The 14787-nt window shown below is 47.0% G+C and carries 13 protein-coding genes; 3 read left to right on the top strand and 10 right to left on the bottom strand.

What is annotated here, in order from left to right; all coding sequences use genetic code 11:
- The 10 genes from AB7U36_RS07410 to AB7U36_RS07365 form a co-directional block, all read right to left on the bottom strand.
- On the bottom strand, window positions 1-155 hold a 155-nt coding region (locus tag AB7U36_RS07410), incomplete at its 3' end, for a diguanylate cyclase (RefSeq protein WP_428159151.1).
- 88 nt (window positions 156-243) lie between these two features.
- Window positions 244-945 carry a hypothetical protein gene (locus AB7U36_RS07405; protein ID WP_428159150.1) on the bottom strand — a complete coding sequence of 234 codons (702 nt, stop codon included), beginning with the start codon at window positions 943-945 and terminating at the stop codon, window positions 244-246.
- Window positions 946-955: 10 nt separating this feature from the next.
- The gene (locus tag AB7U36_RS07400) at window positions 956-2332 is read right to left on the bottom strand and encodes an ABC transporter substrate-binding protein (protein ID WP_428159149.1); all 1377 of its coding nucleotides are present in this window, start codon (window positions 2330-2332) and stop codon (window positions 956-958) included.
- A 58-nt stretch (window positions 2333-2390) separates the two neighbouring features.
- Window positions 2391-3227 (bottom strand): ABC transporter permease, encoded by an 837-nt coding sequence (locus tag AB7U36_RS07395; protein WP_428159032.1) that lies wholly within the window; start codon window positions 3225-3227, stop codon window positions 2391-2393.
- Window positions 3214-4416, bottom strand: coding sequence for an ABC transporter substrate-binding protein (locus AB7U36_RS07390; RefSeq protein ID WP_428159033.1), 1203 nt, complete (start codon window positions 4414-4416; stop codon window positions 3214-3216). The genes AB7U36_RS07395 and AB7U36_RS07390 overlap by 14 nt, the downstream gene beginning before the upstream one ends.
- The gene (locus AB7U36_RS07385) at window positions 4406-5182 is read right to left on the bottom strand and encodes an ABC transporter ATP-binding protein (RefSeq protein WP_428159148.1); all 777 of its coding nucleotides are present in this window, start codon (window positions 5180-5182) and stop codon (window positions 4406-4408) included. The genes AB7U36_RS07390 and AB7U36_RS07385 overlap by 11 nt, the downstream gene beginning before the upstream one ends.
- Window positions 5183-5185: 3 nt before the next feature.
- Window positions 5186-6016, bottom strand: coding sequence for an ABC transporter substrate-binding protein (locus AB7U36_RS07380; protein ID WP_428159147.1), 831 nt, complete (start codon window positions 6014-6016; stop codon window positions 5186-5188).
- A 228-nt stretch (window positions 6017-6244) separates the two neighbouring features.
- Window positions 6245-7924 carry an ABC1 kinase family protein gene (locus tag AB7U36_RS07375; RefSeq protein ID WP_428159146.1) on the bottom strand — a complete coding sequence of 560 codons (1680 nt, stop codon included), beginning with the start codon at window positions 7922-7924 and terminating at the stop codon, window positions 6245-6247.
- Between the two features lie 23 nt (window positions 7925-7947).
- Window positions 7948-8250 (bottom strand): phasin family protein, encoded by a 303-nt coding sequence (locus AB7U36_RS07370; protein WP_428159145.1) that lies wholly within the window; start codon window positions 8248-8250, stop codon window positions 7948-7950.
- 25 nt (window positions 8251-8275) lie between these two features.
- On the bottom strand, window positions 8276-10123 hold the full coding sequence (locus tag AB7U36_RS07365) for an acyl-CoA dehydrogenase (protein WP_428159144.1): 1848 nt from the start codon (window positions 10121-10123) through the stop codon (window positions 8276-8278).
- A 400-nt stretch (window positions 10124-10523) separates the two neighbouring features.
- Here AB7U36_RS07365 and AB7U36_RS07360 point away from each other — a divergent pair, with 400 nt between their 5' ends.
- The 3 genes from AB7U36_RS07360 (at window position 10524) to AB7U36_RS07350 (ending at window position 14249) form a co-directional block, all read left to right on the top strand.
- Entirely contained in the window at window positions 10524-11699 is a 1176-nt protein-coding gene (locus AB7U36_RS07360; RefSeq protein ID WP_428159143.1) for an RNA-guided endonuclease InsQ/TnpB family protein, read from the top strand.
- A gap of 167 nt (window positions 11700-11866) precedes the next feature.
- Complete coding sequence (locus AB7U36_RS07355) at window positions 11867-12706, top strand: MBL fold metallo-hydrolase (RefSeq protein ID WP_428159038.1); 840 nt, start codon at window positions 11867-11869, stop codon at window positions 12704-12706.
- A complete protein-coding gene (locus AB7U36_RS07350) occupies window positions 12690-14249 on the top strand; it encodes an AmpG family muropeptide MFS transporter (RefSeq protein WP_428159142.1) in 1560 nt (519 codons plus the stop codon). Before AB7U36_RS07355 ends, AB7U36_RS07350 begins: the two co-directional genes overlap by 17 nt.
- The last annotated feature ends 538 nt before the right edge of the window (window positions 14250-14787 follow it).

Genomic DNA, 14787 nt, shown 5'->3' with positions numbered 1-14787 from the left:
ACATCATGGCCATACTGATCATTGATCTTTTTAAGATAGTCAATATCAATCATCAGGACATATAGTTCACTGCCTGACGCATTGAACAGGGGCTCTCCAAGTTCAAAAAATCTCTTTCGGGTCAACATACGGGTTAGAACATCCCGGGTGGCCATCATATCAAGTTGATTCATATATTCTTTCGCAAGGCGCCTGATGACAGCACTTTTTTTTCGGAAAAAGCATCCATGGTCTTTTCCGGCATTACTCTTTTTTATTTTCCCAGAAGTTACGGTTTTCCTGCAAAATGTTACTTATATCGTCATCAACTACATTCTCGTCGTTTTCCTTGTCTTCCAGATTAATATCTGTAAATGCATCAATGTTTAAATCTTCTATATTATCCTCATCATCCTCTTCATCCTCTTCGGATAAATCAATCAGTTCATCAGCGTCATCTGAGTCAAGGATGTTGGCGTTCTCCTGATCAAATCCAGGTTCATCTTCAAGGTCTTCAATTTCCAGTTTGGGGTCAGCCCCCTGCATCTCATCAGACAGCTCTTCGGGTTCGGTATCCTCTGCCTTTACTTGGCCGGGCTCATCATCCGGGGCATCATCATAATCCGGAAAGTGAATAGACAGATTGTCATCCAGATCTGATACCGGGGCAGCATTTTCATCATTTTCATCCTGAGTGTCTTGTTTAGACGCCGTACTTTCACTATCTTCAATCAGGTTTCCGTTCCGGTCAAAAAGCAGGCTGCCGTTAATATTGATTTTATAATCAAGCCTGAACGCCACATGATTGTTATGTACCACAATCTGGCCGCCTTTGGGGGACAGCGCCTTTGCGGTCAGACGCTCCTTGAGCAGATCCCTGACTGCATCAAGATCCAGATCTTTTTGGACAGATGCAATGAGGTCTTTTTCTCCGTTCAGTATGACTTGGGGATCTGTAATTCTCATACATAACTCCTTAATTTATATTAAATGCGATGTTGGCAAAACTGGGGTCAATAAAGTTTTCAAGGTCAATAATTTTGCCGATCTCCATGACATCGTGCATGTATCTTTGAATTTTATCTAAATCTGATGCTTCCGGATAGAGTCCGTCCCAACGGATGGCCATGGGCTGGGAAAATACATTTTGAAGCACCTGGGGATTCAGCCCCATTTTACCTTCTGGGTCCAGGAATTTCACGGCAATGTCCGCAGCCCGGGCCTTGTCGTTTTCAATAAACTCGCCGGTATCCACCAGCAGAGAGACAAACTCCTGAACAGCTTCAGGGTGTTTCTGGATAAAGTCCTTTTGCATGGCCACAATGCAGCAGGGATGATTCTCCCAGCGTGTGGCTGAATAAAATTCCAGGTTGCCGATTCCCGCCTTGATGGCTTTGGTGGCAACCGGTTCGGCAACCATAAATCCACCCACATCTTCGTTTTCTTTCATAATGCCGGGCATCTTAATGGGTGGAACCACCTCAAATCGCACATTAATCGCTTTTTTCCCCGGAACACCGGGTTTGAGCCCCAGTTCCTTCAAAAATTGATGTGCAAGCATGTGGTGAACCGACATTTTGTGAGGAATATCCACAACCTTGTATTTGTAAAAGCTTTGCAAAGAGTCAAACCTGTAATCATAATGCCGGGAGCGCACAAATGTGGAACCGTTCTTGTGGGCAAACAGGACCAGCTGAATAGGGGAGTCATAGGCAAACAGGTCCATGGCAATGGGTGCCAGAACAAAGGCGCAGTCAATTCCCCCGCTTTCAAGGCCTTCCTGTATCGGGTTCCATCCACCCATCAGGCTGGTGGACAGATCAAAGTGCTGGGGGGTCACATCCCCTTGGTTAATGCGGTGTTTCAGGGCGCCCAGGGCAAGGTGGTCGGTGATCTGAATGTGGGCGACATTGAGTTCAACGCGCCCTCCAATAATGCTTCGCTTTTTTGTTATCCGCTGTTTTTTCATCCCTCCGGAGAAAGCCGTTTCAATCGCCTTTGTTATTTCCTCTTCATTAAACGGCTTTGGGCAATGGGCATTCCCACCGGCTTCCAGGATGGCTTTCTGCTGGCCCATGTCGGCCTGGGCCGTGGCCATGATAAAAGGCAGATCCTTAAATGCTTCAGAGGCTCTTAATTCTTTGAGAAATCCAAGGCCATCGAGCGTGGGCATGTTCCAGTCGGAGATGACAAGATCAGGTTTTTCAACTTTTACTTTTTCAAGGCCGTCTACACCGTTCACCGCCATAACAAGATTTGAAAATCCGGCTTTAGCCAGGATTTGTTTGAACATTATCCGCATAGTGCCTGAATCATCTGCCACAACAATTTTGATATTCGGGTCTACCGCCATAAAATACTCCTTATGTCCTGAAAAGGTATAGTATATAAAAAATTAAAAATTTTATCTCTTAAACATCGTCGGTCCATGACCAGCTGAACCTGTGCTGCAATTTCTGGAAAACTTTGTCGAGTATAAATCCCAGCATGCCGATGGCAATGATTACGGCCATAAGTTTGTCATATTCCATGGTATCCCTGGCATCGTTAATCAGATAGCCGAGACCCGATGATACCCCTAAAAATTCTGCCGGGACCAAAACAATCCATGCAATCCCCAGCGCCAGTCTGATGCTGGTCATCATATGTGGGATGGAATATGGAATAACAATCGTTTGAATGAGTTGAACGTTATTGGCACCCTGGTTCAAAGCCATTTTTATCCACTGGGGGTTAATATCCATGACACCAATGGCTGTATTGAGTATTATAGGACAAATTGTCGCCATTACAATCAAAAAATGAACTGCGGATTCAAAGCTGGTAAATAAAAGCAATGCAATGGGCATCCATGACAGGGGGCTGATCATTCTTACGAATTGAATCGGCGAATAGGTCAGCTTGCGAAGACGAGTGAAAAAACCGATCAGTATGCCCAATGGGAGTCCGATGACTGCTGATATGGCTATGCCTACAACGATTCTACGCAGGCTTGCAAAAACCGACATCCAAAATCTGGAATTCTGAAAAGCGTCTGCCATGGCCGTTAGAGTCGGGCCGGGTAGAAAACCTTTAAAATGGGACAGTCCGGGCCTGGTGAAGATAAACTGTGTGATAACGGCCCAGGCACAGGCAAATAGGACAAGTCCGGCAAGTTCATATTTCCAGCCAGACCATATCCGGGTGAAAAATGATGATAAGCCGACCTGGACGGTGCTATCCTGGAAATTTTTTTCAATTGAGTTCAACGGTTTCTTCCCTGGAAAAGAGATCTTCTGTGTCGCCATGGCTGAACGTTTTCACTCCCCCCATGTCGTCAAGGGCTTTTCTGACAAAACGGTCGTCCACAAGCTGTGCAACGGCTGTGTTTACATCAAGGGTCGTCAGAAAATCCGTGTTGCCTTCAACCTTGGTTTTTTTCATCTGTTCCAGAATAAATCGGGTGGCTGTTGGAAAAGGAAAGGGCTGGAAACCGATTCTTTCTACATTCCACTGGGGGTGTATCAGTTCTTTTTCGGGGATGGCACCAAAAACCCTGTGAAGAATTGATTCCTTTACCGGCAAAAATCCTTCGCCGTCCCTGCTGAGCAGGTGAGCCGTTTCCTTTGGGTTTTGCAGGCACCACGCCTGGGCTCTTACAATGGCGTTTACCGCCTTTTGAATTACTATGGGGCTTTCTTGAATCAGATGCTCATTGGCGACGACAACACAACAGGGATGATTTTTCCAGATATCTCCGGAATATCGCATAATTTTTGCCGAAAATTTTTCCTGGGCCAGGGCGTTGAAGGGGTCCGCCACGATAAATGCGTCTATCTTATTTCCCAAAAGCGCCTGGGGCATATCCGGGGGCGGCAGAATAAAGAGGTTCACCTCGTGGGGGGCAAGCTTTGAGCCCGGCGGTCGGATGACAGGCTCAAGCCCCTGGACCTGAAGTCCTAACTGCATGACCAGATTGTGCATGGAGTACCATGAGGGCACGGCCACCTGCTTGCCGGCCAGATCCGCAAACCGGTTGATGCCGGCGTCTGCTTTAACAGTGACCGCACTGCCATTGGTGTGATTCCAGGCCAAAACCTTGACGGGTACGTTCTGCTTGAATCGCATCCATACGGGGATGGGAAAAAGCATGTGGGCCAGATCAAACTTACCCGTTAAAAAGGATTCGGAAAGTACTTTCCATGACCGCACCATGACCGGCGGTTCCACATGAAGTCCTTCGTGGGAAAAATAACCCAGAGTGTATGCAACGAGTAAAGGGGTGGCATCTGTAATGGGCAGATAACCTATTTTTAACGGTCTTTTTTTTGCCGCTGCCGAGCAAGGAAATACCATGGGGGCACAGGCGGCTATGCCTGCTGTCCCTATTGCTGTTTTTAAAAAACTTCGCCGTGAAATACTGTTGGGGCATACCGGCTTTACATGGTTAAATTTCATTTGTCAGGCTCCGTTTAACTAAATATGCGATTTTAAATCGTTCGAGAATATTGGTTCTCAACGCTTTGATCACAGGATCATGCTGTTTTCTGGGGTAGGGTACATTGATATCGAAAATATCGGAAATGCCGGCAGGGGAACCAGCCAGAACAATAATTTTATTGCCAAGGCGTATGGCTTCATCAATATCATGGGTGACAAAGACCGCGGTAAAGCTTTCGGACATCCACAGGTTTACCAGTTCTTCCTGGATATGGGCCTGGGTAAAGGTGTCTAACGAGGCAAAGGGCTCGTCAAGCAGCAGGACCTGGGGACGTCCCACCAGCGCCCTGGCCAGGCAGACCCGCTGGGCCATACCTAAAGAGAGCTGGCTGGGTTTTGCGTCAGATGCACCTGTCAGCCCCATGATTTCCAGAAACTGGCTTACCCGGTATTCCAGATCCTGGGTATCTTTCCTGATTTTACAACCATAGGCCACATTCTCCTTAACGCTGAGCCATGGGATCAGCGCCGGTTGCTGGAACAGCATGGAGCGCGAGGGATGGACACCGACAATAGGGTTGCCGTTCACCCGAATTTGACCGCAGGTCGGATTTTCAAGCCCAGCCAGCATGTTCAGCAGGGTAGTCTTTCCACAACCCGATTCACCCAGAATAATCACAAAATCCCCAGGATTTATGGAAAAGGAAATATCCTTGAGAATCTGATGTTTTTTTTTCCCCGGCCCGTCGTAGGATTTACAGATTTTTTCAATATCTATTTTCAAGTACTATAATTCCGATAGAACAGTATCAATAAATTCGGGCCTGACAAATCCATTGAGGTCGGCTTCGATCGGCATGACCTTCATGGTTGTGCGCATATAATCAAGCACGATGTTCAACATTTCCATATCCGGAGCCAGAAGTTTTGGGCAATAGGTAATCCCGGATGTGTTAAATGCCCTTCGTATCTGCTCGCCAGAAAGGCCTAAAAAAGAGGCGGAGATGCCTTCAATGGTGTTTTCGGCGGTGTCCGGGGATGATGACATATACCGGTCAAGTTCCCGGGCGCTATAAAGGAGACAACTGACCATCAGGGCCAAATCCTCCTCTTTGGTCACAAGCAGATCCTGGTGTACCACGAATACACTACCCGGATGATCCTTCCACAGATCCCGGGAAAGGAGCAGATGTTTGAATCCTTTTTTTTCAACCTCCGCGTCACCAAAGGGGGCAGGGCAGATAAAAGCTGCAATATCGCCGTCAAGATCCGAACTGGCCATTTCCGGCATCAAGGCAAACGGTACCGATTCAATTTCGACGCTTTCTCCTAATTTTCCTGAACCGGCGATTTTTAAATCTCCTGCACTCAGTAGTCTGTGAACAAGCATATGTTGAATACTGAGCCTGTGCGGAATCAAAACACTTTTACCTTTAAGATCCGCCAATTTTTGAATTTGTTTGGCCATAATGACTCTGCTGCCTGCCCTGTGAGTGAACATGAGCATGGATATTGCCGAACCCTTGTTAAACAGATACATGGCCTGGGCAATATCCATGAACGCGGCATTAATATCCCCGGATGCAAACCCCCTCTCCACCTGTTGCCAGGAACGCATGGTAAAAGGTATAATATCCGAATCGGCACCAGACCCTTTACGCTGGATGTAACGGGGTAAAGCAATCCCTAATATCAGATGATCAATACTAATAAAATGTCCGATTCGGATAGTCAGGGGCAGCCTCAAATCTTTTAGACTTATTGATTTTGGATTTTATTGAAAAAAACTTTAACACAGCCCGGAATGCGTTGGCAAGTTTGTAGACGCAATTTATTTCTGCGGTACTTAAAGTCGCCCGCTGCGAATAATGGCCACCAATAGCCAGATACCAAGGAGAGCAGCAGCAATGAATCCGGCAATGCCGATGATGGAGACGCCGAGAATCATCGGCGGGATCCGGGAGTTGAGTACAATGGCCGAGCCCAGGATCAGGGCGGCAATGATAATGGCAAAAGAGATCCGATTGGATGTCTGGTCCTGGGTCATCATCAGCCGCTCCAGACCATCAATGCTTACCGTGATCTTTATTTTTCCCTTTTTGATCTGGGTCATGATGCTGCTTGTATCCCCGGGCAGGGTCTGAAGCAGGGAAAAGAGATCCCTGGCGATGCCTAAAAACTCCCGGGAGAGCCGGGGTAATGAATATTTTCTTAGGGTTGCGGACCTGATATAGGGCCGGGCATGGTTAAGGAGATCAAATTGAGGGTCTAGTGTGCGTGCCACCCCCTCAATACTGATAAATGCCTTCATCATTAAAAACAGGTCCGGAGGGATTCTCAACCCGTGCCGGGTGCAAAGCTCAAGAAACTGGTGAATCATGCGGCTGGGATTGATTTCTTCAAGCTTTCTGGACAAATATACCGCGCAAAATTGTGCGATATCCTTTTCCAGGGCCGCCATATTGACCGATGGGTCGGGCTCGGTCAGACGGCAAAGCAGACGGGCTGTATTCCTGGTATTTTTTGAGGCAAGCGCCTGGAGCAGATCAATGAATAACTCCCGGGTAGTTGAATCCACAAATCCCGTCATGCCAAAATCAATCATGCAGATGCGCTGGTCTTCCAGAATAAAAATATTGCCCGGATGGGGATCGGCATGGAAGAAACCAAACTCAAATATCTGACGCATGACAAAATCGGCGCCAATGCGGGTGATTTTTTTTCTGTCAAGAGCTGCCCGGTCAATGGCTTCAACGTCATCGGCCTTGATCCCCAGGATATATTCCATACACAGCACCCGTTGTGTGGAATGGGACCAGTAGACTTCGGGAATGCGGATATCCGGTTCTCTGGCGAACTGGTCAGCCATCTGTTCCATATTGGCCGCCTCCACCATGTAATCGAGCTCTTTTTCCAGGGATTGGGCAAATTCTTCAACAATTTTCACGGGTCGGAATATGGCCATATCTTCCAGGTTTTTTTCCATGACCTGGGCCAGATAGTGGATGATTTCCAGATCAACCTCGATTGTTTTACGGATGCCGGGGCGCTGAACTTTTACCGCCACCTGCTCCTTTGACGACAGTTCCGCCCGGTGAACCTGTCCGATGGAGGCCGAAGCAAAAGGAGCCTCCTCAAAGGAATAGAATACCTCACTGATGGGTCTGCCAAACTCTGAAAGAATAATTTGTCCGACCTGTTCAAACGAAAATGACGGCACCTTGTCCTGGAGTTTGGCAAGCTCCCGGGTCAAGTCCAGGGGGATCAGATCCGGCCGTGAGGATAATACCTGGCCCATTTTAATGAAGGTGGGCCCAAGCTCCTCCAAAACCATCCTGATCCGTTGATTCCTGGACAATTTCTCATGGGGTTTTGAGAACGGAATTTTATCAAGATAATGATCAATCCCCATGGCATCAATAATATTTTCAAATCCGTACTTGAAAATAATGCCGATAATCTGTTGGTAACGAACCAGATGCCGGTATCGTTTCGTGACCCTGGAAATGGTCTTAAAACTGAGCATGGTCAGGGCAAGATGCCTCGATTTCAGGCCTCTTTTTCAATTTTTTTAGACAGCTCGTCAATCCGGGCATTGAGTTCATCAATATCCCCACGGGTGGGCAGATCCAGGCGTTTAAGTACCGACTCCACAACTGCTTCAACTTTTTTATCAAGGCTGGATTTTGCGTCGTCATACCGTTTTTTACACTCTTCCAGAAAGTCCTTTGCCTCTTTCTGGTTCATTTCAGACTGTTCTGCGAACTCCTTGGCAAAGGTTTCAATTTCTTTTTTGGAGCGCAGCGCCATACCCACCCCGGTGAGCAGACTGTTTTTTAAGGTTTCAAGCATGTTCTTTTCCTCCCTTTTATTTTTACTATTTTGAGCCAAAGGAGACGTCCAATATATCCTCCACACAGCTATCCCCTTCAAGAATGGCATCCATCTTACCATAAGATCCGGGCAAAAGGGTATTGATAAAAAATCTGGCAGAGGCCATCACGCCGGCATAAAATGCGGCCTCTTTGTTTTTCCCAGCCTTGGCAGCCACAGCTTCAGGATCAAGAGAGCCTACTTTTTCAGCCAATTTAGGTGCGGCAACACAGGCTCGCCACAGATGCATCCAGGCAAAGGCGATATCCCCTGTAATCTCCAGGAAGGGGTGAGCAAAGGCATAAGCGTTAAGCACCTTTTCAGATCTTGCCCTTGCACCGATCTCATAGGCAACAACATCATACCGGTCCAGAGCAAGTTCGACCTTTTCGAAAAGCACTTCAAGCCCTTCGATTTTTTGGGCTTCAATTATGGTTTTTCTGATCTGATCCAGGAAGTATATAAAACTTTGCCCATTGTTCGTGGAGAGCTTGCGGCCCAGAAGATCCATGGCCTGGATGCCGTTGGTGCCTTCGTAAATCATGAAGATTCTGGAATCGCGCATGAGCTGCTCTGCCGGAAATTCCTTGCAGTATCCATATCCGCCGTAAATCTGGACACCGTGGGAGCAGACCTCAAGGGCCTTATCCGTGATATAGCCTTTGACAATGGGGGTGAGCACCTCAATTAAAGCGGCGGTATTGGCCTTTAACGCCTCATCATCCGTGGTATGAACAATGTCCTCGCATTTGGCATAGTAATAGTGCAGGGAGCGCATGCCTTCGGTGTATACTTTCATGTTTAACAGCTGGCGTTTAACATCCGGGTGGTTGATGATGGTTACGTTTTTGGCTGTGGCATCCTTGCCCGCTGTAAGATGTCGGCCCTGTACCCGGGTTCTGGCATAATCAAGGGCGTTCATATAAGCGGCGGACGCCACGGCAAAACCCTGGACACCCACAAATGCCCGGGATTCGTTCATCATTTGAAACATTGCGGGCATGCCCTTGTTTTCTTCGCCGAGAAGGGTGCCGATGCAAGGTCCTTTGTCTCCCAAAGCCAGGGTGCAGGTAGCATTACCGTGAATGCCCATCTTTTCTTCAAGACCGGTGCATACCACATTGTTGAATTCACCCAGGGAGCCGTCTTCATTAACCAGGTATTTGGGCACCAGGAACAGGGATATTCCCCGGGTGCCCGCAGGTGCCCCCTCAATACGGGCAAGGACCGGATGGATAATATTATCGCAAAGATCATGTTCACCCGCAGAGATGAAAATTTTTGTACCCTGGATGGTGTAGGTGCCGTCATCGTTCAAGGTGGCTGAGGTGGTCAACGCGCCCACGTCGGAACCGGCCTCGGGTTCGGTCAGGAGCATGGTGCCGCCCCACTGGCCTGCAAACATTTTTTTCATGTACAGTTTTTTCTGGGTTTCATTACCAAAAGCTTCCACCAGTTTGGCTGCGCCGTGGGTCATGCCGTAATAGAGCATAAAGGCGGAGTTGGCGCCTACCATATATTCCAGGGCTGCGCACCCCACGGTTCTGGGCATGCCCTGGCCGCCCACCTCCGGATCATCACACATGGCCAGCCATTCACCTTCGCAGAAGAGCTTCCAGGCCCGTTTGAAAGAGTCGGGCGTGGTCACTTTACCGTTTTCAAGGGTGCAGCCGATCTCATCTCCGTCTTTAAATGTGGGCAGAATCTCCTTAATGGCAAGCTTCCTTGCTTCCGAGACAATCAGGTCAACGGTCTTTTTATTGAATTGCTCAAATAACTCATGGTCAACCGTTCCGATTTGTTCATGCAATACAAAGTCGACATCTCGCCTGTCTGCAATTGGCTGTGCCATATTATCACTCCCTTCTTAAAACTGTTCATGGTTGATATAGGCATGTGTTGCACGCAACAACATGCCGACTAACGAAAAGCATGGTATATGTAGTATAAAAAATTTAATATTTCCAAATTTTTTTGAAAATTGTTTAGCTGAATTTCTAAAAATTTTTTTTATTCCCGCCTTTATCTTCCTGCCGAGAAGACTCCTTCCAAATCTTTGATTTGGTGGGAGATGAATCGGCGTTTTGAGTCTGGATATTTGCCATAAGGAACAGGATACCACATATAGTAGTTTCGTGTACCATTTAGTCACAATATATAGATGTTTTAGACGGAGAAAGTGCTTATGGCAAATATCCAGTTTTTGAGTATTGTTAGTTGACATACTTTTCAAGTTGGCCTATAGCCATTGAATGGTTTTCAAGACTCGTAAATCTTTCAAATACCGCATCTATCCAACCAAGGCACAGGTGTCTAATCTTGAAAATCAATTTTCCATGTGCAGGTATTTGTATAATTGGGCGCTTGATGAACGGGAAAAAATGTATGAAGAAAATAATGAATCTGTTACGTATCATTCTCAAGCTGCTACACTTCCTGTTCTCAAAAAAGAACGCCCATGGTTCAAAGGCGTATACTCTCAAGTGCTTCAGGACGTTCTCAAACGTTTGGACAAGGCATATCAGAACTTTTTCAGGCGTATAAAAAATGGCGAGACACCAGGTTTTCCAACGTTCAAGAAGCATGGTGAATGGAATAGTATCACTTATCCTCAGTATCATGCTTTTCCTGAAAGCCGGATCAAAATTCCAAAAGTCGGAATTGTAAAAACAGTGCATCATAGACAGATACCCAAAGAAGCTGAAATCAAAACCCTGACCATAATCAGGGAAGGCTGCAAATGGTTTGCCTGTTTCTCGGTCGAGTTGCCGCTTGACATCGAGCCTGAACAGGATTTGCAAAATTCCATTGGTATTGATCTTGGGTTGAACGATTTTTTGTATGCGTCTGACGGTTCCCATGTGTCAACCCCTAAGTTCCTGAGAAAATCCCTGGATAAGCTTGCCCGTTTGCAAAGACGATTTGCCAGGGCCAAGAAACGATCTGCCAGGTGGTACAAGTTGCTTAAGGCAATTCAGAAATGCCATTACAAAATCCGTTGCCAGCGACATGATTTTTTGCACAAAACTGCGAATGCCTTGCTCAAGCTCGGCAATGTAATTTGCCATGAGGATTTGAACATCCGGGGTATGTCCCGCAGACCAAAGCCTGTTCAGGATGAAGATGGTAAATACCTGCCTAACAGAGCGTCTGTCAAGGCAGGTCTGAACAAGTCCATCAATGATGCCGGATGGTATCAATTTTTGCTGTATCTGAAATACAAGGCTGTTGAGCAAGGCAAACAGATCATAGGCGTACCGCCACAGTACACTTCCCAAAAGTGTTCGGCCTGTGGTGAAATTGTCAAGAAATCCTTGTCTGTTCGTACTCATCGTTGCTCCTGCGGTTTTGTTGCAAACCGCGATTATAATGCAGCCATAAACATCTTGCGTGTCGGGCTGGACACGTTAGCGACCCCGGTCGCTTAGAAGCCCCTTCTGAATTTTTGATTCAGGTGAGGAGCAGTCACTAATATAAGAAGGTTTAAATATGATTATTTTTTTGCTAAATAGAGTTAATTATCGGCCCGGTTTCATATGAGTCTAAGATGTTAGTTCCGTAAAATAACTGTCTAACTGATGGATACAAAAGACGCATGCGAATAAAATGTTGGGGATCTAGAGGATCAATCTGTGTATCAGGGCAACAATATACCAAGTACGGCGGCGATACCACCTGTTTTGAGATCCAGGCGAATTCGGGTGAGGTTGTGATCATTGACGCCGGTACCGGCATCCGCAGGCTTGGAAAATCCATGGTTCAAAAAAAAATTAAGAGATGTTATCTGCTTTTGACCCATACCCACTGGGATCACATCATTGGTCTGCCCTTTTTTCATCCCCTGCTTGATGCGGATACCACAGTCCACATCCAGGACCGGACCTTTGCCGGACTGACAACGAAACAGGTCATTGACCGGGTCATGTGTATGCCTTTTTTTCCCGTCGGGTTAAAGGACTACAACGCAGATATCCGGTTTGATTCATCTCTGAACAACCGTTTTTCCATCGGCAGCCTGGATATTGAAACAATCCTCACCTCCCATTCCCAGGACAGCATTGGATACAGGTTTACGGAAAATGGGAAAACATTTGTGTTTCTTACGGACAATGAACTGGGATATACCCACTCCCAGGGCAGAAGTGTTAAAGAATACATCGCCTTTTCAAAAGATGCGGATTTACTGTTCCATGACACCGAGTACACGGATGATGAATACCTGAATAGAACCGGGTGGGGGCACTCCCGCCTGTCCGATGTTTTGGATTTAAGCGTTAAGGCGTCAGTGGGGCAGCTTGGCCTGATTCATATCAACCAGGACAGAACCGATGACCAGGTGGATGCCATGGTTGACCAGTGTCGCCAATTTTTCAATAATAATCACCTCTCCACCTCCTGTTACGCCGTTGCTGCGGATTTTGAAATTTTTCTATAACCCTTCAAAAGCCTGGGAGGCTGCCAAGAATTTTTCCCACCCCAGGGTGGTCGCCATGCTCTTTTTCGGGTTCAGCGCAGGGCTGCCCATTCTGCTGATTTTTTCATCTCTGTCACTTTGGCTTCGTGAGGCAGGTATCCAGCGTTCGGCTGTCACCTTTTTCTCCTGGGCAGCCTTAGGGTATTCCTTTAAATTTATCTGGGCGCCGTTGGTTGATCAAATGCCTATTCCCGTAATGACCCGAAGGCTTGGCCGGCGCAGGGCCTGGATACTTCTGGCCCAGATCTGCATTGCCGCGGCCATTTTTGCCATGTCCATGATTGATCCGGCAAAGGCAGAGAACTGTTTATCCTTGATGGCTCTGGCTGCCGTGGCCTTAGGCTTTTCTTCGGCCACCCAGGATATTGCCATTGATGCCTACCGCATTGAATCGGCAGGCGAAGAACTACAGGCCTTGATGGCTTCGGTGTATATTGCCGGATACCGGATCGGGATGCTGGCCGCAGGTGCAGGTGCCTTGTTTATAGCCCAGATCCAAGGCTCAACCCCGGGCGCTTATGATTACACGGCCTGGCGCACGGCCTACCAGATCATGGCCGGGCTGATGGCCATTGGGATGATCACGGTATTTGTAATTAAAGAACCTGCAATAACGGAAAAAGAAGCAACTTGCGCCCGGAACAGGGATCATGCCCGATTTTTTATTCTTTTTTTAATTTCTGCGGCTGCCTTTGTGGGGTGGTTTTATTTTTCATCCGGGATTGCATCCACATTAAAAGAACAGGTGGCCCTTGTTGTAAAAAACCATTCTGCCGCCGGATTTATAGTTGAAACCGCACGGCTTGCCGCAGGCCTTTGTTCAGCACTTCTGGCGGCAAGGTTGATGGTGGCCCTGAAAGTGGCGGACATGGAGATGATCCGGTCCGCCTATGTTGAACCGGTTTCGGATTTTTTTTTGCGGTACGGCGCAGGCCTGGCCTGGCTGCTTCTTGCGCTTATCGGCCTGTACCGGATTTCGGATATTGTTCTAGGTGTTATTTCCAATGTCTTTTACCAGGACATGGGTTTTTCAAAAATTCATATCGCAAGCATCGTAAAAACCTTCGGACTGTTCATGACCATTGCCGGCGGTTTTCTGGGTGGCACCCTGTCAATTCAGTTCGGGGTGATGCGCATTCTTTTTGCCGGGGCATTGCTGTCAGCGCTGACAAACCTGCTGTTTGTTCTCATGGCCTGGACCGGTCCGGCCCTGCCCATGCTCTACCTTGTGATCTCCGCGGACAACCTGGCCGGCGGCCTGGCCGGCGCTGCATTTGTGGCCTTTTTATCCAGTCTGACCAATGTCAGGTTCACCGCCGTTCAATATGCCGTATTTTCGTCATTAATGACTCTTGTGCCAAAGGTGTTTTCCGGATATTCCGGGACCATGGTGGACCAACTGGGATACCCTGTGTTTTTCACCGTAACCGCGGCGATGGGTATCCCGGTTCTTATTTTAATCCTGATCTGCGGGGTTAAACTGCAAGTGAAGGACCGCAGATGAACTTCAGCAATTCTAAATTTAATAAAGTATAATTCTCTCTCAGTCAAAGACAGGGGGCGCCCAAGATATTGTGCCCGTCCCCATTCCCGAAAAAAGCGTGCATTTATATGCATAGTCCATACTAACCCCAAGATCATTGGTGAAATTCGGTGCATTATATGTGCATTCTAATTGTTGAAATGTAAGGGTAAAAATCAAGGTTTGACCCCATGACACGCAGGTGATATATATTGCGGCCTACATTATTTTATCGTTTGGCATCAAATTATTGGATAAAAAAAACTTGAACATCGAGTAACAGATAAAATTTTTTGCAACCTATTCTGGATGGTGATAAACACTCTGTGTTTGGATTTTTTGTGATACTTCCATTATGTTCAATTTTGTAAGGAAAATGAAATGAAAAAAATAATTTTTTTTATATCTATATTGTTTATATTTATAACATCAAATCAAGCTGTTGCGTTTCCACAAGGCTTGCAACCAAGCACTGAGAAAACGTTAATTGGTTCGTGGGAAGTATCTGTATATATTTCGC

It is taken from the genome of Desulfobacter sp. (assembly GCF_050177295.1).
Note: the sequence above shows the minus strand (reverse complement) of the source record. Positions and strands in the feature narration are given on the sequence as shown.